At 64.2% G+C, this 20,545-nt stretch carries 20 protein-coding genes and 2 pseudogenes; 8 read left to right on the top strand and 14 right to left on the bottom strand.

What is annotated here, in order from left to right; translation table 11 throughout:
* Nucleotides 1–10 precede the first annotated feature (10 nt).
* The 4 genes from glyQ to BN2475_RS02735 form a co-directional block, all read right to left on the bottom strand.
* Nucleotides 11–1,018: a glycine--tRNA ligase subunit alpha gene (glyQ, locus tag BN2475_RS02750; protein WP_094778114.1), complete on the bottom strand. Its 1,008-nt coding sequence runs from the start codon at nt 1,016–1,018 to the stop codon at nt 11–13.
* A gap of 283 nt (nt 1,019–1,301) precedes the next feature.
* On the bottom strand, nt 1,302–2,912 hold the full coding sequence (locus tag BN2475_RS02745) for an FMN-binding glutamate synthase family protein (protein WP_094778051.1): 1,611 nt from the start codon (nt 2,910–2,912) through the stop codon (nt 1,302–1,304).
* A gap of 269 nt (nt 2,913–3,181) precedes the next feature.
* Nucleotides 3,182–4,369, bottom strand: a complete 1,188-nt coding sequence (mnmA, locus tag BN2475_RS02740; protein ID WP_094778050.1) for a tRNA 2-thiouridine(34) synthase MnmA — start codon at nt 4,367–4,369, stop codon at nt 3,182–3,184.
* Nucleotides 4,370–4,427: 58 nt separating this feature from the next.
* Entirely contained in the window at nt 4,428–4,919 is a 492-nt protein-coding gene (locus tag BN2475_RS02735) for an NUDIX hydrolase (protein ID WP_094778049.1), read from the bottom strand.
* Between the two features lie 292 nt (nt 4,920–5,211).
* On the opposite strand from BN2475_RS02735, the gene BN2475_RS02730 reads away from it, so the two are divergent.
* From BN2475_RS02730 to BN2475_RS02720, 3 genes are read left to right on the top strand one after another with little or no spacing between them, the layout of a single operon-like run.
* Complete coding sequence (locus tag BN2475_RS02730) at nt 5,212–6,354, top strand: Re/Si-specific NAD(P)(+) transhydrogenase subunit alpha (protein WP_094778048.1); 1,143 nt, start codon at nt 5,212–5,214, stop codon at nt 6,352–6,354.
* Between the two features lie 26 nt (nt 6,355–6,380).
* Nucleotides 6,381–6,722 carry an NAD(P) transhydrogenase subunit alpha part 2 gene (locus tag BN2475_RS02725; protein WP_094778047.1) on the top strand — a complete coding sequence of 114 codons (342 nt, stop codon included), beginning with the start codon at nt 6,381–6,383 and terminating at the stop codon, nt 6,720–6,722.
* On the top strand, nt 6,722–8,176 hold the full coding sequence (locus tag BN2475_RS02720; RefSeq protein WP_094778046.1) for an NAD(P)(+) transhydrogenase (Re/Si-specific) subunit beta: 1,455 nt from the start codon (nt 6,722–6,724) through the stop codon (nt 8,174–8,176). Before BN2475_RS02725 ends, BN2475_RS02720 begins: the two co-directional genes overlap by 1 nt.
* 48 nt (nt 8,177–8,224) lie before the next feature.
* Here the strand turns inward: BN2475_RS02720 and BN2475_RS02715 are convergent, their stop codons facing one another.
* From BN2475_RS02715 to BN2475_RS02695, 5 genes and pseudogenes are all read right to left on the bottom strand, one after another.
* Nucleotides 8,225–8,965 (bottom strand): helix-turn-helix transcriptional regulator, encoded by a 741-nt coding sequence (locus BN2475_RS02715; protein ID WP_094778045.1) that lies wholly within the window; start codon nt 8,963–8,965, stop codon nt 8,225–8,227.
* A 72-nt stretch (nt 8,966–9,037) separates the two neighbouring features.
* Nucleotides 9,038–9,421, bottom strand: a complete 384-nt coding sequence (locus tag BN2475_RS02710; RefSeq protein ID WP_094778044.1) for a VOC family protein — start codon at nt 9,419–9,421, stop codon at nt 9,038–9,040.
* Between the two features lie 323 nt (nt 9,422–9,744).
* Nucleotides 9,745–11,037: a THUMP domain-containing class I SAM-dependent RNA methyltransferase gene (locus BN2475_RS02705; RefSeq protein ID WP_094778043.1), complete on the bottom strand. Its 1,293-nt coding sequence runs from the start codon at nt 11,035–11,037 to the stop codon at nt 9,745–9,747.
* Nucleotides 11,038–11,198: 161 nt separating this feature from the next.
* A pseudogene (locus BN2475_RS02700) lies at nt 11,199–11,306 on the bottom strand (hypothetical protein); the annotation flags it as partial.
* A 196-nt stretch (nt 11,307–11,502) separates the two neighbouring features.
* Nucleotides 11,503–12,270 (bottom strand): FkbM family methyltransferase, encoded by a 768-nt coding sequence (locus tag BN2475_RS02695; RefSeq protein ID WP_094778113.1) that lies wholly within the window; start codon nt 12,268–12,270, stop codon nt 11,503–11,505.
* A 212-nt stretch (nt 12,271–12,482) separates the two neighbouring features.
* Between BN2475_RS02695 and BN2475_RS36165 the strand changes: the two are divergent.
* Nucleotides 12,483–12,581: pseudogene (locus tag BN2475_RS36165) on the top strand (Tn3 family transposase); the annotation flags it as partial.
* A 16-nt stretch (nt 12,582–12,597) separates the two neighbouring features.
* On the opposite strand, the gene BN2475_RS34165 reads toward BN2475_RS36165, so the two are convergent.
* The 5 genes from BN2475_RS34165 to BN2475_RS02670 are packed head-to-tail and all read right to left on the bottom strand — an operon-like array spanning nt 12,598 to nt 16,597.
* Entirely contained in the window at nt 12,598–12,774 is a 177-nt protein-coding gene (locus tag BN2475_RS34165; protein ID WP_159444519.1) for a hypothetical protein, read from the bottom strand.
* 45 nt (nt 12,775–12,819) lie between these two features.
* Nucleotides 12,820–13,554, bottom strand: coding sequence for a PqiC family protein (locus tag BN2475_RS02685; protein WP_094778041.1), 735 nt, complete (start codon nt 13,552–13,554; stop codon nt 12,820–12,822).
* Nucleotides 13,551–15,212, bottom strand: coding sequence for a PqiB family protein (locus BN2475_RS02680; RefSeq protein ID WP_094778040.1), 1,662 nt, complete (start codon nt 15,210–15,212; stop codon nt 13,551–13,553). The genes BN2475_RS02685 and BN2475_RS02680 overlap by 4 nt, the downstream gene beginning before the upstream one ends.
* Complete coding sequence (locus BN2475_RS02675; RefSeq protein WP_094778039.1) at nt 15,205–15,855, bottom strand: paraquat-inducible protein A; 651 nt, start codon at nt 15,853–15,855, stop codon at nt 15,205–15,207. The genes BN2475_RS02680 and BN2475_RS02675 overlap by 8 nt, the downstream gene beginning before the upstream one ends.
* A 7-nt stretch (nt 15,856–15,862) precedes the next feature.
* Nucleotides 15,863–16,597 carry a paraquat-inducible protein A gene (locus BN2475_RS02670; RefSeq protein WP_094778038.1) on the bottom strand — a complete coding sequence of 245 codons (735 nt, stop codon included), beginning with the start codon at nt 16,595–16,597 and terminating at the stop codon, nt 15,863–15,865.
* 416 nt (nt 16,598–17,013) lie between these two features.
* On the opposite strand from BN2475_RS02670, the gene BN2475_RS02665 reads away from it, so the two are divergent.
* The 4 genes from BN2475_RS02665 (at nt 17,014) to BN2475_RS02650 (ending at nt 20,432) form a co-directional block, all read left to right on the top strand.
* A complete protein-coding gene (locus BN2475_RS02665; RefSeq protein WP_094778037.1) occupies nt 17,014–17,574 on the top strand; it encodes a cytochrome b in 561 nt (186 codons plus the stop codon).
* 8 nt (nt 17,575–17,582) lie between these two features.
* Nucleotides 17,583–18,149, top strand: coding sequence for a YceI family protein (locus BN2475_RS02660; RefSeq protein ID WP_094778036.1), 567 nt, complete (start codon nt 17,583–17,585; stop codon nt 18,147–18,149).
* Between the two features lie 140 nt (nt 18,150–18,289).
* Nucleotides 18,290–18,859 (top strand): YceI family protein, encoded by a 570-nt coding sequence (locus BN2475_RS02655; protein ID WP_094778035.1) that lies wholly within the window; start codon nt 18,290–18,292, stop codon nt 18,857–18,859.
* 295 nt (nt 18,860–19,154) lie between these two features.
* Nucleotides 19,155–20,432: an MFS transporter gene (locus tag BN2475_RS02650; protein WP_094778034.1), complete on the top strand. Its 1,278-nt coding sequence runs from the start codon at nt 19,155–19,157 to the stop codon at nt 20,430–20,432.
* Nucleotides 20,433–20,545 lie beyond the last annotated feature (113 nt).

Raw genomic sequence — 20,545 nt, 5'->3', positions numbered from 1 at the left:
GATGTTCTCGTCAGTCCTGGTCGATCTTGCGTTCGACTTTCAGCGGCGGCGCCCACGCGGGCATCGCGGCATCTTGCGCGTCGGTGGTGAGGCCGGGTACGCCGTGCACCGGATTGCCGAGCATCGGGAAGCCGAGCTTTTCGCGCGAATCGTAGTAAGCCTGCGCGACCAGACGCGACAGCGCGCGAATCCGGCCGATGTACGCCGCGCGTTCCGTGACCGAAATGGCGCCGCGTGCGTCGAGCAGGTTGAACGTGTGGCCCGCCTTGAGCACCAGCTCGTACGCGGGCAGCGCGAGCTGCGCGTCGATCATGCGCTTCGCTTCCGCCTCGTAGCTGGTGAAGAACGTGAACAGCAGATCGACGTTCGCCTGCTCGAAGTTATACGTGGACTGCTCGACTTCGTTCTGGTGATACACGTCGCCGTACGTGAGGCGCCGCAGTTCAGGGCCGTTCGGGCCTTGCTCTTCCCACTCGGTCCACACCAGGTCGTAGACGTTTTCGACCTTCTGCAGATACATTGCGAGGCGCTCGAGCCCGTACGTGATTTCGCCGAGCACCGGCTTGCAGTCCAGACCGCCCACTTGCTGGAAGTAGGTGAACTGGGTCACTTCCATGCCGTTCAGCCACACTTCCCAGCCGAGACCCCAGGCGCCGAGGGTGGGGTTTTCCCAGTCGTCTTCGACGAAGCGCACGTCGTTCTGCTTCAGGTCGAAGCCGAGCGCTTCGAGCGAGCCGAGATACAGGTCGAGGATGTTTTCCGGCGCCGGCTTGAGCACCACCTGATACTGATAGTAATGCTGCAGACGGTTCGGGTTCTCGCCGTAGCGGCCGTCTTTCGGACGGCGCGACGGCTGCACATAGGCGGCGCGCCACGGCTCGGGGCCGACCGCGCGCAGAAACGTGTGGACGTGGGACGTGCCCGCGCCGACTTCCATGTCGATCGGCTGGAGCAACGCGCAACCCTGCTTGTCCCAATAGGACTGCAGTGTCAGGATGATTTGCTGAAACGTGAGCATGAAGTGCCTTTCGGGCATGGGGCCGTGCCGTAAGCGCCGAAGCGTGCGAGGCGGCCGTGGAGCGAAGTGCTAAACCCGAGATTTTAACGGAAAGGCAAGGGGGTGTCCGTTTTGCGGGTCGGACGCGAGCGGATGGGGCGCCTGAACGACAAAGGGCCGCTGGTGGCGGCCCTTCGTTGGTGGTGGATAGATTGTCAGTCGGCCCAGCGGTCAGCGCGTGAGCGGGAGCATGAGCGGCCCGTGGGTCGGTCCGTGAACCGGCCCGGCGGTCAGATGCCGCCGGTCAGCTCGCCGCCAGTTCCACCTTCGGCGAGAACGAATCGCTCTGCGCGACCGGCCAGTACTTCTCGAACAACGAGTAGCGATAGTTGCCGTTGAGCAGATCGTTCGGTTCGAGATACTTCAGCAGCTCCGACATCAACCGCACCTCATGCGACGATACGCGCCGCACGATGTGATGCGCGCGCAGTTGCGCCGGATGCGCGAGCCCCGCGGCCTGAATGATTTCCTTCAGCGCATGCAGCGTGTTGTGATGAAAGTTGAACACGCGGTCGGCCTTGTCGGGCACCACCAGCGCGCGCTGGCGCACCGGGTCCTGGGTCGCGACGCCGGTCGGGCAGCGTCCCGTGTGGCAGGTCTGCGCCTGGATGCAGCCCACCGCGAACATAAAACCGCGCGCCGCGTTGACCCAGTCCGCACCGATCGCCAGCGTTTTGGCGATATCGAACGCGGTGATCATCTTGCCGCTCGCGCCGATGCGGATGCGTTGCCGCAAGCCGATGCCGACCAGCGTGTTGTGGACCAGCAGCAGTCCTTCCTGCAACGGTACGCCGACGTGATCGGTGAACTCCAGCGGCGCTGCGCCAGTGCCGCCTTCGGCGCCGTCCACGACGATGAAGTCCGGCACAATCCCCGTTTCGAGTATCGCCTTCGCAATGCCGAAGAATTCCCACGGATGCCCGATGCACAGCTTGAACCCGGTGGGCTTGCCGCCCGACAGCGTGCGCAGACGGTCGACGAATTCGAGCAGCCCGCGCGGCGTCGAGAACTCGGAGTGGGTCGCCGGCGAGATGCAATCGCGGCCCATCGGCACGCCGCGCGTTTCCGCGATTTCCGGCGTGATCTTGGCAGCCGGCAGCACGCCGCCGTGACCCGGCTTGGCGCCTTGCGAGAGCTTCACCTCGATCATCTTCACTTGCGGCTCGGCCGCCTGCTTCGCGAACTTCTCCGCGCTGAAAGTGCCGTCGTCGTTGCGGCAGCCGAAGTAGCCCGAGGCGATTTCCCAGATGATGTCGCCGCCGTGCTCGCGGTGATACTTCGACATCGAACCTTCGCCGGTGTCGTGCGCGAAGTTGCCTTTCTTCGCGCCGAGGTTCAGCGCCATGATCGCGTTCGCCGACAGCGAGCCGAAGCTCATCGCGGAGACGTTGAAGATCGACATCGAATAGGGCTGCGCACGCTCCGGTCCGACGACGATGCGAAAGTCGTGACTGGCGAGCGTGGTCGGCGCGAGCGAGTGGCTGATCCACTCGTGCGCGACCGCCTTGACATCGAGCTCGGTGCCATACGGGCGGCTGTCGACGTCGTTCTTCGCGCGCTGATAGACGATGCTGCGTTGCGCACGCGAGAACGGCTTTTCGTCGGTATCGTTTTCGACGAAGTACTGGCGGATCTCCGGGCGGATGAACTCGAACAGGAAGCGCAAGTGACCCCACAGCGGATAGTTGCGCAGAATCGCATGGCGCTGCTGCGTGAGGTCGAACAGGCCGAGCGCGACGAGCGCGAGCGGCACGCTGATCCAGAACCATGCAAGGTGATGCGTGGCGGCGAGTGCCGCGCAGGCGGCAAACAGTACCACTGCGCAGTACATGGCCAGATAACGTCGAGAAAACATGGGGACTCCGGTGCAGTGAAATTCGTTGCGGCGGGATCGCCAACGCCGTCGGCGCGGACGGAATCCACCGCGAAAGAAAGCTGGCGGTTGCCTGTTATGGTGGAGCCAGCGTCGACGCGTGAGAGCGGCGTGAAGATCGAAATCGGCCGGTGCAGCGCACTGTTCAGGGTCAAAGGTCAGGCAAGTGCGGCGGCTAGTGTGGCGACAGGTGCAGCGGCGAGTGTGACGGCGAGTGTGGCCGAACCGCGAGACTCGCCGGTGCGCATCGCTCAACGCGCGTTCAGCAGCGCCGCCTTTTGCGGCTCGCGCGTAGCCGGTTGGCCAGTCACCGCGCGTTCGATGATGCCGCCGCCGAGACACACGTCGCCATCGTAGAGCACCGCCGATTGCCCGGGTGTGACAGCCCATTGCGTGGTGTCGAAAGTCAGCTCGAAGAGACCTTCGTCGCCGTTTGCATGGCTGCCTGCCGCACGGTTGTGCGCCGCCCGGATGCCCGCCACGCTGAATGTGCACGCGGCGTCCGCCTGCCGGTAGCGCGTTTTCGCGCCGCACGCGAAGCCCTCCGCCGGCGGCTCGCCCGCTACCCAGCTCGTATTGCCCGCGCTCAGCGTATGGCTGAGCAGCCACGGATGATCATGACCCTGCGCGACGTACAGCGTGTTCGACGGGATATCCTTGCCGGCCACGAACCACGGTTCGCCGCTGCCGTCTTTGCTGCCGCCGAGACCGATGCCCTTGCGCTGACCGAACGTGTAGAACGCGAGGCCGATGTGCTGGCCGACCACGGTGCCTTCGGTGGTTTTCATCGGGCCGGGCTGGGTCGGCAGATAGCGGTTCAGAAAGTCGCGGAACGGCCGTTCGCCGATGAAGCAGATGCCGGTCGAGTCCTTCTTCTTCGCGTTCGGCAGTCCGATCTGTTCGGCGATTTCGCGCACTTTGGTTTTCGGAATCTCACCCAGCGGAAACAGCGTCTTCGACAATTGCGCCTGGTTCAGCCGGTGCAGGAAGTACGACTGGTCTTTCGTATGGTCGAATGCCTTCAGCAGTTCGAAACGGCCGTTGTTCTCGCGCACGCGCGCATAGTGGCCGGTTGCGATGGTTTGCGCTCCGAGCGACATCGCGTGGTCGAGAAAGGCCTTGAACTTGATTTCGGCGTTGCACAGCACGTCGGGGTTCGGCGTGCGGCCGGCCGAATATTCGCGCAGGAATTCGGCGAACACGCGGTCCTTGTATTGCGCGGCGAAGTTGACCGCTTCGACGTCGATGCCGATCAGGTCCGCCACCGACACGACGTCGATCCAGTCCTGCCGCGTCGAGCAGTATTCGCTGTCGTCGTCGTCCTCCCAGTTTTTCATGAACAGGCCGACCACGTCGTAGCCTTGTTCCTTCAGCAGCCACGCGGTGACCGACGAATCGACGCCGCCCGACATGCCTACTACGACTTTCTGCTTGCTCATAAGATGCTCACTGGGTGCTGCATGACTGCATGGATCGTGGGGTCGCCGCTCGTGACGGCTACCGTTTGTGCCCGACCGAATGCGTGTGCACGAAGTCGAGCGGGAAACGCCGGCCTGCGAGGTAATCGTCGACGCACTGCATGACGAGCGGCGTGCGATGCCGGTCGCGACAGGCGCGCAATTCGTCGGCGCTCATCCACAACGTGCGGACGATGTCGGGGTCGAGTGCGCGCGCCGGGTCGGGTGTGCCGCTCGCGCCGCAATAGGTGAAGCGCAGGTACGTGACGCCGCCGCTCACGTCTTCGCCGCCGGGCCGCTCGAAGTGGGTCATGTACATGCCGACCAGCGCCTCGGGCGCGAACGGATGGGCGGTTTCCTCGAGCGTTTCGCGGATCACCGCCTGCTGTAGCGTTTCGCCGGCCTCCAGATGCCCGGCGGGCTGATTCAGGCGCAAGCCGTCGGCGGTATGTTCCTCGACCACGAGGAAGCGCCCGTCACGCTCGACGATTGCCGCGACGGTAACGTGCGGCAGCCAGGTTTCCGGTTTCATGGCTGCGCATTTTACCGGTTATGGGCTTGGGCTGCCGGGAAGCGGGCGATGAGCAGCGGGCAAGCAGCGTACGACCGGCAGCGACCGCCCGCGCCCGCGCGCCACCGCGGCCACCGCCCCACAACCCACCGCCGCCAAAGCCAAACGAAGGCCCCCGCATTGTCCCCGCATTGTCCCCGATTTCGACGCGGCGGCGGTTTCGGTTAAAGTGAGGCGTTAGCCGTTGCAAAATGCAAGCCGGCGTGCCTCGTCGGCCGAATGTCGTCAAACAGGAAGTCGAGGAGGAACCACGATGCACATCGGAGTGCCAGCCGAGACGCGCGCGCACGAAACCCGCGTCGCCGCGACGCCCGAAACGGTCAAGAAGTACGTGACTCAGGGCCACCGGGTCACCATCCAGAGCAGCGCCGGCGTTGGCGCGAGCTTCACTGACGAAGCCTTTGCAGCCGCCGGCGCGGAACTCGTCGATGCGGCCAGCGCGTTCGGCGCCGATCTCGTCCTCAAGGTCCAGTCCCCCACCGATGCCGAATTGCCGCTTCTGAAGCGCGGCGCGACGCTGGTCGGCATGCTCGATCCGTTCAACGCCGACAACTCGCAGAAGCTCGCCGCCGCCGGTGTCACCGCGTTCGCGCTCGAAGCCGCGCCGCGCACCACCCGCGCGCAGAGCCTCGACGTGCTGTCGTCGCAGGCGAACATCGCCGGCTACAAGGCGGTGCTGCTGGCCGCGACGCTCTATCCGCGCTTCATGCCGATGCTGATGACCGCGGCCGGCACCGTGAAAGCGGCGCGGGTGCTGATTCTCGGCGCGGGCGTGGCCGGCCTGCAGGCGATCGCGACGGCGCGGCGCCTGGGCGCGGTGATCGAGGCGTCGGACGTGCGCCCGGCGGTGAAAGAGCAGATCGAATCGCTCGGCGCCAAATTCCTCGACGTGCCCTACGAAACCGACGAAGAGCGCGAAGCCGCGCAGGGCGTCGGCGGCTATGCGCGGCCGATGCCGCCGTCGTGGCTCGCGCGCCAGGCGACGCTGGTCCACGAGCGGGCCAGACAGGCGGACGTGGTGATCTCCACCGCGCTGATTCCGGGCCGCGCCGCGCCGACGCTGATCTCGGTGGACACCGTGCAGGCGATGAAGCCGGGCTCGGTGCTGGTCGATCTCGCGGCCGGGCGCGGCGCGGAGTATGAAGGCCGGCGCGGCGGCAACTGTCCGCTCACCGAAGCGGATCAGGTGGTGGTCAGGAACGGGGTGCAGATCGTCGGCTATACGAACCTGGCCTCGATGGTGCCCGCCGACGCATCGTCGCTGTATGCGCGCAACCTGCTCGACTTCGTGAAGCTGATCGTCACGAAGGAAGGTGCGTTGAATATCGATCTCGCGGACGACATCGTCGCGGCCACGTTGTTGGCCCGTGATGGGCAGGTCGCGCGCAAGGCATAAAGCGAACTCACCCAGGAGAAACGGCGATGGAAGTCCTCAATCACACCGTGATCAATCTGATCATCTTCGTGCTGGCAATCTACGTCGGCTACCACGTGGTCTGGAACGTCACCCCCGCGTTACACACGCCACTGATGGCGGTGACCAATGCGATCTCGGCGATCGTGATCGTCGGCGCGATGCTCGCGACCGGACTCACACTCGGCAGTCCCGGCAAATTCTTCGGCACGCTCGCGGTCGCCCTCGCGGCGGTCAACGTGTTCGGCGGCTTTCTCGTCACGAGACGCATGCTCGAGATGTTCCGCAAGAAAGAGCCGAAGAAGCTTCCCGCTGACAAGACACAATCCACGACCAGGGAGAACGCGTAATGAGTCTGAACGTCGTCACGCTGCTGTATCTGGTCGCGTCGGTCTGCTTCATCCAGGCGCTCAAGGGGCTGTCGAATCCGAAGACAGCGCGCACCGGCAACACCTTCGGCATGGTCGGGATGGCGATCGCGATCCTCACGACCGTCGCGCTGATCGCCAGACAGGCCGCTGAGCTCGGCTCGAATCTCGGTCTCGGGCTCGGCCTGCTGCTGTTCGCGCTGGTGATCGGCGGCGCGGTCGGCGCGTTCGTCGCGGCGCGCGTCGAGATGACCAAGATGCCCGAACTGGTCGCGGCGATGCACTCGCTGATCGGTCTCGCAGCCGTGTGCATCGCGTATGGGGTGGTGTCCGAGCCGGCCGCCTTCGGCCTCGTCGATCCCGAGTATCCGGTGCCGGGCTTCCTGCCCTACGGCAATCGCATCGAGCTGTTCATCGGCACGTTCGTCGGCGCGATCACGTTCTCCGGTTCGGTGATCGCGTTCGGCAAGCTGTCAGGCAAGTACAAGTTCCGCCTCTTCCAGGGCGCGCCCGTGGTGTACAGCGGCCAGCACCTGATCAACCTGATGCTGGCGCTCGCGATGCTCGGCTTCGGCGTGATCTTCTTCCTCACGCAGTCGTGGCTGCCGTTCATCCTCATGACGATCATCGCGTTCGTGCTCGGCGTGCTGATCATCATCCCGATCGGTGGCGCGGACATGCCGGTGGTGGTGTCGATGCTGAACTCGTACTCGGGCTGGGCGGCGGCGGGCATCGGGTTCTCGCTGAACAATCCGATGCTGATCATCGCGGGCTCGCTGGTGGGTTCGTCCGGCGCGATCCTCTCGTACATCATGTGCCGCGCGATGAACCGCTCGTTCTTCAACGTGATTCTCGGCGGCTTCGGCAGCGAAGCCGGCGCGGCGGTGGCAGGTGGCGCGGCCGAGCAGCGTCCGGTGAAATCCGGCTCGGCCGACGACGCGTCGTTCATGCTCGGCAACGCCGAAACCGTGGTGATCGTGCCGGGGTACGGGTTGGCGGTGGCGCGCGCACAGCATGCGCTCAAGGAGCTGACCGACAAGCTGGTCGAGAAGGGCATCGAGGTGAAGTACGCGATTCACCCGGTGGCGGGACGCATGCCGGGCCACATGAACGTGCTGCTCGCCGAAGCCGAAGTGCCGTACGACATGGTGTTCGAAATGGACGACATCAATGGCGAATTTGGCCAGATCGACGTGGTGCTGGTGCTCGGCGCGAACGACGTGGTGAATCCGGCCGCGAAGAACGATCCGAAGTCGCCGATCGCGGGCATGCCGATCATCGAGGCGTACAAGGCGCGCACGGTGATCGTCAACAAGCGGTCGATGGCGGCGGGGTATGCGGGCCTCGACAACGACCTGTTCTACATGGACAAGACGATGATGGTGTTCGGCGACGCGAAGAAGGTGATCGAGGATATGGTGAAGGCGGTGGAGTAGGCCCACGACGCGAGGACTCGCGGTCAGCCATGACGGGGGCCGCGATTCCTACCTCGGCTTCGCGTTCACATGCCGCAACAGGTCCGCGAGCCGTCGGCCTTCCTGATCCGGATAGTGTTCGAGCACCTGAAGATCGCGGATCTTCTCCAGCCCGAAATTGCGGAAGTCACCGCGCAATTCACACCACGCGCCGAGCGTCCAGCGCGCGCCCCAGTAGGCTAGCGCGAGCGGCCAGACACGGCGCTCGGTGGCCGCGCCGTTGGCATCGGTGTAGGCGAAATGCACCACCTGGCGTGCGTCGATCGCGCGATGCAGCGCATCGAGTTGTGCCGAGAAATTCCCCTTGATGTGAAACGACGGCGCGAAGATCGCCAGCTGTTCGAGCCTGGCGCGTTTGCCGGCGGGCATCGCCGATGCGATCTTGGCGAGCGCGCCGCGCGCCCCGCTCGCGAAGTCCGCGCCGCCCCACGATTCGAGCATCCGCGCGCCGGCGGCGAGCGCGGCCAGTTCGTCGGCGGTGAAGGTCAGTGGCGGCAGACTCGCCGCCCGGCTCAGCCGGTAGCCGATGCCGGCCTCGCCTTCGATCGGCACCCCCGACAATTGCAGATCGCGCACGTCGCGATAGACCGTGCGCAGCGAGATGTTCAGCCAGTCGGCGAGCTGTTGGGCGGTGGTCAGACGCCGTCCGCGCAGCAGCTCGGCGATCTGGAACAGGCGGTCGGCGCGGCGCGTCATCGTGGGCGTCTTGTAGAAAAGGACGGGAACCGTCCCGCGATGATAGCGCCGCATGCCGCGCTCCGCTCGTGGTTCGCTGCGGCGTGCGCTGGTGCTCCCTCTGCGCCCTCTGCGCCGCGCCGCGCTTCAGCCGTTGGTGCGCGAATGCAGGCCGAGGCGGTTGCCTTCGGTATCGATGAAGAACGCGATGTAGCCGATGTCCTGCGGCAGTTTGATCACCGGGCCATCGGTTTTGCCGCCGGCTTGCTCGACGCGGGCGAGGGTGGCGTCGACGGTCGGTTGCGCGTTCAGATAGACGAGCACGCCGTCGCCGGTCGGCGTCATCGACGGGCTATGGACGATCGCGCCACCGGTCGCCGGTTCTTCGTAACCAAACACCGCGATCGGCTGGCCGCCGATTTCCTGGCGATTCAGTTTGACGTCGAGCGCGGCTTCGTAAAAGCGGACTGCGCGATCGAAATCGACGGACGGAATCTCGAACCATGCAACAACTTTGGACGATGCGGACATGACACTCTCCTTTGAATGGCGGTAAGCCGTGCAATGCGCCGGATGGCGTGAGAAGGAGTGTGCGGGGGTGCTGCTGACAGCGTGGTGTCAGTAGGGTGGGGTGGGCGATGGGTGCGCCGCGCCGGAGAGAGGAGTTGGTGAGTTGACCTCGCACAGCCAGTGAGTTGACCTCGCGCGTGACGAAAAAAAGCCGCGGAACGAGATCCGCGGCTTTCATTGTCGTGCCATCGTGCGCATTAAGCGCATTAAGCGCATCAAGCGCATCAAGCGCATCAAGCGCATCAAGCGCATCAAGCGCATCAAGCGCGCTGCGCGCCTTCGCGTCAGGCCGCCGGCGTATCGCCTTGCGGCCGCTGACGCACGCTGCCCGCGATCAGATCGAAGCGGAACAGCCGGCATTCGAGCGCGCCGTTAAAGAGCGGCGTCTTGGCCGACTCACGCAAACGCAACTGCCCCGGCAGCTTGCGATCCGAGGTCAGGATGAACGCACGCCAGCCGGTGAAGCGCTGTTTCAGCGCATCGCCGAGCGAGTGGAAAAATTCGCTGTCCGGCGTTTCCTCCTGAGCGCGGCGAAACCCTTCGTCTTCGCGGTTGTCGCGATTGCCGCGGCCTTCGCGGATCTCGCCGCGTGCATTGCGCCCACGCACTTCGATGCGCTCGCCATACGGCGGATTCGCGACGAGGATGCCCGCCGTGGACGTCGGCGGCGTGATGCCGCGTGCGTCGACCTGCTTGAGCGCTATCGCCGGCAAGCCGGCGCGTTGAAAGTTCGCACGCGCCTTGTCCAGCATGTCGCCGGAAATATCGCTGCCGAAGATTTGCAGATCGGCGCGCGAGCTGCGCGCGGCGTGCTTCGCGTCGAGCGCGGCCGCCTTCAGCGTCTGCCACGTTTTGGCGTCGTATTGCCTGAGCTTTTCGAAGCCGAAGCGGCGTTCCGCGCCGGGCGCGATGTTCAGCGCCACCTGGGCAGCTTCCGCGAGGAACGTGCCGCTGCCGCACATCGGGTCATACATCGGCGTGCCGGGGCTCCAGCCGGTCAGACGCAGAATGCCCGCAGCCAGATTCTCGCGTAGCGGCGCCGCGCCCTTGTCGAGGCGCCAGCCGCGTTTGAACAACGGGTCGCCGGATGTGTCGAGGTACAGCGTGCAATCGGTGGCGGTCAGAAACGCGAACACGCGGACATCGGGCATGCCGGTGTCGATGCTCGGCCGCGCGCCGCTGACTTCGCGCAGACGGTCGCAGATCGCGTCCTTGACACGCAGCGTCGTGAATTCGAGGCTGCGCAGCGGCGATTTGATCGCGGTTACGTCGACCCGCAGCGTTTCGTTCGCCGAGAACCACTGTTCCCATCGCTGTTCGACCGCGAGTGCGTAAATGTCCTGCTCGCTGCGATACGGCCGATGCGCGATCTTCAGCAGCACGCGGCTCGCGAGGCGCGAATGCAGGTTGGCGGCCATGCCGGCGGCCCAGCCTCCGCGGAAATGCACGCCGCCCGGCACCTGTGCGCCGGCCGTAAACGGTGCGCCGTTCAGATGTTTGGCGGCAATTTCGGCGAGTTCGGCGGCGAGCGAGGCTTCAAGGCCGCGTGGGCAAGGGAGGAAGAAATCAAAGGACATTGAGTTGCCGGAAGGCGTTGAATAAGGCGCTATTGTACGCGGTCGAGGTGGGGCGCCTTACGTGCAGACGGCGGCGATGGCATGACGGCTGGTCCCGCCGGTGCGTCGGCTGGTGCGCGGTCTAGTGCGTGGGTTGGTGCGTGAGCTAGTGCGCGGGTCGGTGCGTGGGTCGGCGCGGTCATCGCCGGCTGCCTGGTGGCGAGCGAGAAGTGCAGAAAGTGCATCAACAGGAAGCTGGCGGCGTAGTTGATGCCCACCAGCCACCCTTCCTTCGCGCAGCAGCGGGTCTTGCGGGCCGCCGGCCACGGAGGTCTGATGCGCGGCTTCGACCGCGAGCATCGCGCGTGTGAGCCGGTAGAACGGTTGCTTGTCCATCGCGACGCGCACGTCGGTGGCGTCGGCCGTTTCGCTGTCGTTATCGATATAGTTGTAGTTGCCGCTGTCGTGGAAGCCGGGCTGCGGGCCTTAACGCTTCGCCAATGGATGAGCTGTTGCGTCCACGATTTCTTCGCAGCCTTGGGGCGTCAGATCTGACTCTTGCGGCAATCCCACCATGTTGAAAGCAGACAGCCTCGGGTAGCGATTGTCCGCCTTAGCCCGGAAATTTTGGGGATTGAAGAGCGGGCTGATGTGCCACCATAGACGGTAGTCTTGCCCCCACAAGTATTCGATGAGCGAGGGAGATTGGGCGATCCGATCATTCTCGACATACAACACCGGCCGGTTGATTGCGAGCGTCTCTTGGGCACCCTGCAGCACCTGCAATTCGCTCCCTTCGACATCCACTTTCATGAGGTAGACATTCCGCCCACGAGTCATGTCGTCCAGTCGGACGCACGGCATTTGAATGCCTCCCGCCATCGTTTCCGTTTGAACTGACACACCACCAAAGTTGCCTGGCTGCCGGTAATCTGGACGCCCGAACCAGACCGTACCAGCCTGCGTCGCACAAGCGAAAGGCCATGCCGTCACATTGTCCACTGCATTTAACGCGAGATTCGCGCACAGGTTCTGGAACACAAATGGCTGAGGTTCGAACGCGACGACGTCAGCACCCACTGCTTTCGCGGCTTTTGCCAGCGCCACAGTTTGGCTACCGATGTTGGCACCGACTTCAACGATTGTACCTGGACGGTTAATCCATTGCTCCAGGAACTGCGTTTCAAGCTCACAGTACTCGCCGTATTCAATTAATGCTTGACCGATATATGTGTCACATTGGTTCGCGAGCATTGTCCCATGTCGTGTATCGACAAGGACATACGGTTCTGCGGCTTGTACCATTCGGCTACCACCTTGATGTGTTGAAGATACCGGAAGGCAACGATGCAACGGTTGTATCGATTCTACTCGACAGGACCACATGTGACTCGATCCGGCGATCAGCATGCCGACGAATTCTCACGCAGCTCTATCGCTAACTTTTATTATCGATGGGGTAACGCGATACGCAGGCGCATAGCGGTCCGGTCTTCGGTCTGTTGTACGTGGTGGGCATCAATCTGATGCCGCGCATGCGCAACATCAAGGATCTCGTGCTGTACAACAAGAGCGAGCAGTTCAACGACTTCGCTCAGTGGCTGATGTTCGGTGGCGAAGGCCGAGTTCGATCAGCCAGACGCTGCGCTCAGGATAGGGCGCGTTGCGGTCGGCGATCGCCAGCAGCGCGTCGAGCTGATGGCCGCCGTCGCGCGACACGCGCCACTTCCTGATGAGCCGTTTGATCGAGTCGAACATGGATTGGCCTGCGGATGCGTGCAGTGTGGGCGCCCGCGAGGCCGTTCAGGCGCCAGTCCCTGGGGTCGCGCCCGCAGACGGACACGCCGGCGCGACCACCGCGAATGCCTTGCCGGAAGAGCCGCTGGTGGTCCCGCGCGCAACCGCGGCAGCCATGCCCTGCACGGCGGAGCCGATCTGTGCGGAGATCTGCGCCAATGCGCGCCGGTGCCCGTCGACCAGCGCGTCATAACCGCCGCTGACCGGCTCGCTCACCACGCTGCGGCACGTCATCACAGTGTTGCTGCGCACGGCCCGCACGCTCCACACCGCGTCGATCAACGCATGCGAGCCCGGCCACGATTCGAATCGCTGCACGTTCATGCTGACGCGATAGACCGGTGTCGTATCCGCATGCGCGGTGCCATAAACGTCGATGGTGCCGAGCTGCTGAGTCAGATGCGTCGACAACGCGCGGCGGATCTCGTCACCGGGCAGCGACGCCCAACGTTCCTGTTCGAGCACCTGCACCTGGGTCGGCCCGGTCTGCACGACCAGCTGATTCTTCGCCACCTGCGGCGGCACGTCGATTGGCGCGACCTCGATCAGCCACGCGGGGGCCGCCGACGTACTCGTGCTGAGCGGCGCCGCGGCGCCGGCCGCGCCATCGGCGCCCAGCGTGTAAAAGCGGCTCGGCGGCGATGAGCACGCCGCCATGGCCACCGCCGCGGCCAGCGCGCCGGCGGATAGGGCGCCACGCACAAGCCCGCGCGGCGAGCGGGGGAGCCGGGCAAACATCATGGTTTATCTCCTGATTTACCGCGCAACAGCGATTCGGGGTGACGCTCCAGATAATCCGACAGCGCATTCAACGACTGCAGCGTGCGCGTCAGTTCCTGCAACGCCTGATGAACATCGGACTGCATCGGCGAGTCCTGCTGCAACGTCGCCTCGGCCGAGCCGAAGGTCTGCTTCGCCGCCGCGAGCGTATCGCGGGCCTGCGGCACGACTTCCTTGTCGAGCCGCGTGAAGAGTTGATCGGCGTTCTTCAGCGCGCTGCTCAGGTTGTTGCCGATCTGGTCGAACGGCACCTTGTCGAGCTTCTTCGCGATGTCGGCGACCTGAATCTGCAACTCGTCGAGCGAGTTCGGGATCGTCGGCAGTTCGAGCGGATCGCTCATGACGTCGACGGTGGCCGGCGGCGCTTTCGGGAAGATATCCAGCGCCACGTACAACTGGCTCGTGATCAGATTGCCGGTGCGCAACTGGCCGCGCAGTCCATGCTTCACGAGTTGTTGCAGCATGCTCTGACCCGCGAGACTGCCTGGCTGTGGCGCGGTCTCGCGGAAGCGCTTGCCGAGGCGGTCCGGGTACACGTTCATCGTCACCGGCATCGTGAAGCTGCGCGTCTTCGGGTCGTAGTCGACGCCGATGTTGGTCACCTGGCCCAGCACGATGCCGCGGAAATCGACCGGCGCGCCGATCGACAGCCCGCGCAGCGACTGATTGAAGTTCATCACCACGCGCAGCGGCACGCCGTCCGGTTCGCGCATCGCGTCCACTTCATCGGAGCCGAGGCGAAACACCATGTTGTTCGGCGCCTGCGTGCCCACGCCCTGACCCGGTGGCGACTGGAACGACAGGCCGCCGACGATCACCGTCGCGAGCGATTGCGTGTTCAGCTTGAAGCCGCTCGAATCGAGCCGCAAGTCGACGCCGCTCGCATGCCACCAGCGCGAGTTGGTGCCGACGTACTGATCGAACGGCGCGGACACGAACACCTGCATGGTCACGCCGGTGCCGTCCTTGTCGAGCGAGAAGCGGACCACCTGACCCACCTGCACGCGCCGGTAGAAGATCGGCGAGCCGATGTCGATCGAGCCGAGCGAGTCGCCGTGCAGGATGAACTGATGGCCCTTCTGATCGCCGGTGATCGGCGGCGGCGTTTCGAGGCCGACGAAAGTGTCCTCGCTCTCCGTGGAGCGACCGGCGTCCGCGCCGATGTACGCGCCCGAGAGCAGCGTGGTGAGACCCGATACGCCGCTCGCGCCGACCCGTGGCCGCACCACCCAGAAGCGTGAATCCTTGACGGCGAACTTCTGGCCTTCCTTGGTCAACTGCACCTGCACCAGCACATGCGACAGATCTTGTGACAGCGTGATGGTCTTCACCGCGCCGACGTCGACGTCCTTGTACTTGACCTTGGTCTTGCCTGGCTCGAGGCCTTCGGCGCTGATGAAGCTGATCGTGATGGTTGGGCCTTTCTCGGTCACCGACTTGATCACGAGGAAGACGCCGATCAGCGCGGCGATCAGCGGAATCACCCAGACGAGCGACGGCAGCCAGCGGCTGCGCGGCTCGATGTCGGGATCGGGGAGTTGGGGCGGCAGGCTGGGTCCGTTCGAATCGTTGCGCGGCGCATCGTTGGAGGCGGGCGTCGGTCCTTGCGGGCTAGTCATGGTCAAGATCCTGAGGTTTTTGGCTACGGCTTTCCACGTGGTCCCAGATGAGCCGTGGATCGAATTGCATGGATGCCATCATGGTGAGGATCACCACCGAGCCGAACGCGATCGCGCCCGGCCCGGCCGTGATCACGGCGAGCGATTTGAAGCGCACCAGCGCGACGGTGAGCGTGATGACGAACACATCGAGCATCGACCAGCGCCCGATCCGTTCGACCATCCGGTACAGCGTGGTGCGCTGATCCGGCCGCCAGCGCGAGCGGCGCTGGGCCGTGACGGCGAGCAGCGCGAGCACGCTCAGCTTGAGCATCGGCACCATGATGCTGGCGACGAACACGATCATCGCGAGCGGCCAGTCGCCCGAGGTCCAGAAGTAGACGACGCCGCTCATGATGGTGTCGTCTTCGGAACCGAGCAGCGACGACGTGTGCATCACGGGCAGCAGATTCGCGGGAATATACAGCAGCGCCGCCGCGATCAGCAGCGCCCAGGTGCGCATCAGGCTATCGGGGTGGCGCGAGTGCAGACGCGCGCCGCAGCGTCCGCAGTGCTGCGGCGTGACCGAGCGGATGCGCGGCTCGACGCGTCCGCACGCGTGACACGACACGAGACCCGCGCGTTTCGCGGTGACGTATTTCATCGTGCGGTCATCCCCGGTGCGACGTCGGCGGCGTGTCCGGGGGCACATCGCCTGGCGGCGCGGGCGGTCCGGCCTGCGAGCCGATGGCGGCCGCCGCGCTATCCGCCGAGGTGCGCGGCAGCGGCCGCTGATCGCGTTCGCCGAGTTCGTCGGCGAGATCCCACAGCACCTGCGGATCGAACGTGACGACCACCGCGAACATCAGCGTCAGCACACCGAACGCGAACAGCGCGGCTTCGGGGATCACGCGCGCAAGACTGACCATCTTCACGAGCGTGACCAGCACGCCGAGCATGAACACTTCGATCATGCCCCACGGGCGTACGAACTGGATCGCGCGCAGCACGCGGTTGAACGCGGCCGGCATGTAGCCGGAGCGCAGCGGCAACAGCACATAGAGCAACGCGACCAGTTCGGTCAACGGAAAGAGAATGGTCGAGCAGAACACCATCACCGCGACGATCTGCATGTCTTCGCCCCACAACGCAACGAGCGCGCCGAACAGCGTGGTCTGCGAGGTGATGCCGTTGGTCTCGAGCTCGACGATCGGAAAGGCCTGGGCAATCAGAAAGGTGATCAGCGCGGCCAGCGTCATCGCGCAGATGCTGTCCAGCTGCCGCGAGACGCCGCGATAGAGCGTCGCGCCACAGCGCGGACAGCGCGCGGCGGTGCGCCCGACAAGCCGTGGCTTGCGGAATAGCGCGTCGCATTCGTGGCACGCGATCAGGTTGTCATGGTCCATACGGCAGAAGGGCTAACGACGTGAAGGGCAGCGTGCAACGCCAGTTGTCATCGCAGGTCTGGCTGGGCGAGAGGAGCAATAGTACCAAACGCGGCATTGGGGCCGCGCTGACCATCGCATGGGGGGCGCGAACCACCGCCTGGCCGCGGTTCGCATTCGGAAGCCTTACACGGTTTTGCATTGCTCTGACAGTCTCGGTCGCTGATTGTTCAACGGCGGTCCGCATTGGCGCAAAATTGGGCCCCGATCTGTTGAAACCCGATATGTCAGCTTTTTGCGCATGGGGTAGCATGGCGGCCGTGACGTGTACCGCAGCGAACCAGCTCTCGCCCTACGTATCAATGCCTTTCGCATCGATGGCGGGAATAGCGTCGGACGCTGCGCCGTTAACTTCTCTTAGCTGGCGTTGATCTGTGATGGCACTCAATCCTTCTTTCGGTGGCCGGGAGTCGTACTCAGGCACGGCCATCGCCTTTCACTGGCTGATCGCGTTGCTGATCGTGTGCGGCTTCGCGCTCGGCTGGGTGATGACCGATATCCCGGGCTTCACGCCGACCAAACTGCGTTACTTCTCGTGGCATAAATGGATCGGCGTGACGGTCTTCGCGCTCGCGGTCGTGCGTATCGTGTGGCGCGCGACTCACACTGTTCCGCCGATGCCGCGCCGCATGCCGGCCTGGCAGCGCGGCGTCGCCCATCTCGTGCACGTGTTGCTGTATGTGCTGATGATCGCGATTCCGCTGTCCGGCTATCTGTACAGTTCGGCGGCCAACGTGCCGGTGGTGTATCTCGGGTTGATCCCGCTGCCGCGTCTGATCGCACCCGACCCGCACCTGAAGGAATTGTTGAAGAGCGTCCACATCGTGCTGAATTACACATTGCTCGTACTGGTCGCGCTGCACGTCGCGGGCGCGGTCAAGCATCAATGGCTGGATCGTGACGGCCTGCTGTCGCGCATGATCCCCTTCCTCAAATAAGGACACCCATGAAGGTTTCGTTTTATCGCTACATGCTCGCCGCGTTCGCGGCGACCTCGTTGAGCGCGGCCGGCAGCGCGCTTGCGCAGGTCGACGTGGCGAAGAGTTCCGTGACGGCCACCTCGAAGCAGATGAACGTGCCGGTGGAAGGCAAGTTCGGCAAATTCACCGCGCAGGTCAAGTTCGATCCGGCCAAACCGGCTGACGGCAGCGCGCAGATCAGCATCGACATGGCCAGCTACGATCTCGGCGACGAAAGCTACAACGACCAGGTGCGCGGCAAGGAGTGGTTCGACGCGAAGACCTATCCGAGCGCCACCTTCGTATCGGGCGCGATCGCGCCGGCAGGCGCCAATCAGTTCAAGGCGACCGGCAAGCTGACCATCAAGGGTAAATCGCAAACGGTGGTGGTGCCGGTTACGGTGAGCCAGCAGGGCGCGACGCAAACCTTCGACGGCTCATTGCCGGTCAAGCGCTCGCAATTCGACATCGGCACTGGCGAGTGGAAAGATACGTCGTTGGTCGCCGATGAAGTGGTGATCAAGTTTCATATCGTTGCCGCCGCTCATCAGTAACGCGGAACGCGGCCGATGTTCGTGACGTGTGTGACGTGTGTGACGTGTGTGATGTTTGTGACGTGTGTGACGTTTGCCGCGGGGGTCAAGCGCGGCTTCTTCCTATTCACCTGAACCTGGAGCATGAATTGAAAACATCCATGTTGATCGCCGTCGGTGCACTGGCTTCTGCTTTCTCGCTCGGCGCGCTGGCCGCCGCCGACACCTATCAGCTCGACCCGGCCCACACTTTCCCGAGCTTCGAGGCGGATCACTTCGGTGGTCTGTCGGTGTGGCGCGGCAAGTTCACGAAGAGCTCGGGCACGGTGACGCTCGATCGCGCGGCGAAGACCGGCACGGTGGACGTGACCGTCGATCCGGCTTCGATCCAGACCGGCAACCCCAAGCTCGACGATCATCTGAGATCGGATGAGTTCTTCGACGTCGCGAAGTTTCCCGCGGTGAGCTATAAAGGCACCGATATGAAGTTCGACGGCGACAAGCCGGTCGAAGTGGTCGGCAACCTGACGATTCGCGGCGTCACCAAGCCGCTGAATCTGAAGGTCGAGTCGTTCAAGTGCATGCAGCACCCGGTGCTCAAGCGCGAAGTGTGCGGTGTCGAAGCGGGCGCGCAGTTCAACCGCGCCGATTTCGGCATGGATTTCGGCGCCAAGTACGGCTTCAGCATGGTGACGAAGCTGCATATCCAGTCCGAAGGCATCAAGCAATAAGCGCTCGACGCGCGCCGGGATACCGGCATCGAATCGCGCATCGCCCTTGCGACGCAACCCAAAAACCGCTTCGTTCGCCTCGCGACGCAGCGGTTTTTTCTGGCCGCTCGGTACGCAGGCTGCCTGATACGCCGAACCCTCGATGCGGCGCCGCTTTCCATCTGCCGCTCGCGTCGGATTATTTTTTCAGTTAAATAGAGCGCTGGCACCGTACCGGCGATGCGCGCGTCCGGGCCGGCGAGTTCGGGCGCAGCCAGCCCTTATCAATAACATTGCGCGCGAACTGGAGATCTGCATGAATGCAACCACAGCAGCAAGCATCGCGGGGAGCCGGCAGAGTTCGTGGCGCGCGGTGATCGCCGCCTCGATCGGCAATGCGCTGGAATGGTTCGATCTGGTCGTGTATGGCTTTTTCGCGGTGACCATCGCCAAGCTGTTTTTTCCGGCGGGTAACGACACGGTCTCGCTGCTGCTCACGCTCGGCACCTTCGGCGTGTCGTTCTTCATGCGTCCGCTCGGCGCGATCGTGATCGGCGCCTACGCGGATCGCGCCGGGCGCAAGGCCGCGCTCACGCTGTCGATCCTGCTGATGATGAGCGGCACGCTGATCATCGCGATCTCGCCGACCTATCAGAGCATCGGCCTCGCCGCGCCGCTGATTCTCGTGATCGCCCGTCTGATGCAGGGCTTTTCGGCGGGCGGCGAGTTCGGCAGCGCGACGGCTTTTCTCGCGGAACACGTGCCAGGGCGGCGCGGTTTTTTCGCGAGCTGGCAGATCGCGAGCCAGGGCCTCACCACGCTGCTGGCCGCCGGCTTCGGCGTGCTCCTCACCGGCGAACTCGCGCCGCAACAGATGGCGTCGTGGGGCTGGCGCGTGCCGTTCTTCTTCGGACTCCTGATCGGGCCGGTCGCCTGGTACATTCGCACGAAGCTCGACGAGACACCCGAATTCCTCGCGGCGCAAACCACCACGACGCCGTTGCGCGATACCTTCGCGAGCCAGAAGCTGCGCCTGCTGATCGCCATCGGCGTAGTGGTGCTCGGCACCGTGTCGACGTACCTGGTGCTGTTCATGCCGACCTATGGCGTGAAGCAGTTGGGCCTCGCGCCGTCGGTCGCGTTCGCGGCGATTGCGCTGACCGGCGTGATCCAGATGGTGTGCTCGCCGGTGATCGGGCATCTGTCGGACCGGCACGGACGCACCACCATCATGCTGATATCGGCGCTGCTGCTGCTGATCCTGATCTATCCGGCCTTCGTGTATCTGGTCGCGCATCCGGATTTCGGCACGCTGATCGCGTTGCAGATCGTGTTCGGCTTTCTGATGACGGGCTACTTCGGCGCGCTGCCGGGTTTGCTCTCGGAGATCTTTCCGGTACAGACGCGCACGACTGGCGTGTCGCTCGCGTATAACATCGCCGTGACGATCTTCGGCGGCTTCGGGCCGTTCATCATCGCGTGGCTGATCAGCGTGACGGGTTCGAAGGCCGCGCCCAGCTACTACCTGATTTTTGCCGCGCTGGTGAGTCTCGCGGCGTTGCTGGCGGCGCGTCGCAAGCTTGGCTTTCGCTGAGGCGGTGCGGCGGTAAACGCAAAAGGCCGGTTCACAGAGAACCGGCCTCAGACTGCTGACGAACCCCACGTTTTTCGGAGCGTGGGGTTTTGTTTTTTCAGGCGATGCGAGAA

This window comes from Paraburkholderia ribeironis, from assembly GCF_900019265.1.
Classification (GTDB): Bacteria; Pseudomonadota; Gammaproteobacteria; order Burkholderiales; family Burkholderiaceae; genus Paraburkholderia; species Paraburkholderia ribeironis.
This window is presented reverse-complemented; position numbering and strand designations above follow the sequence as displayed.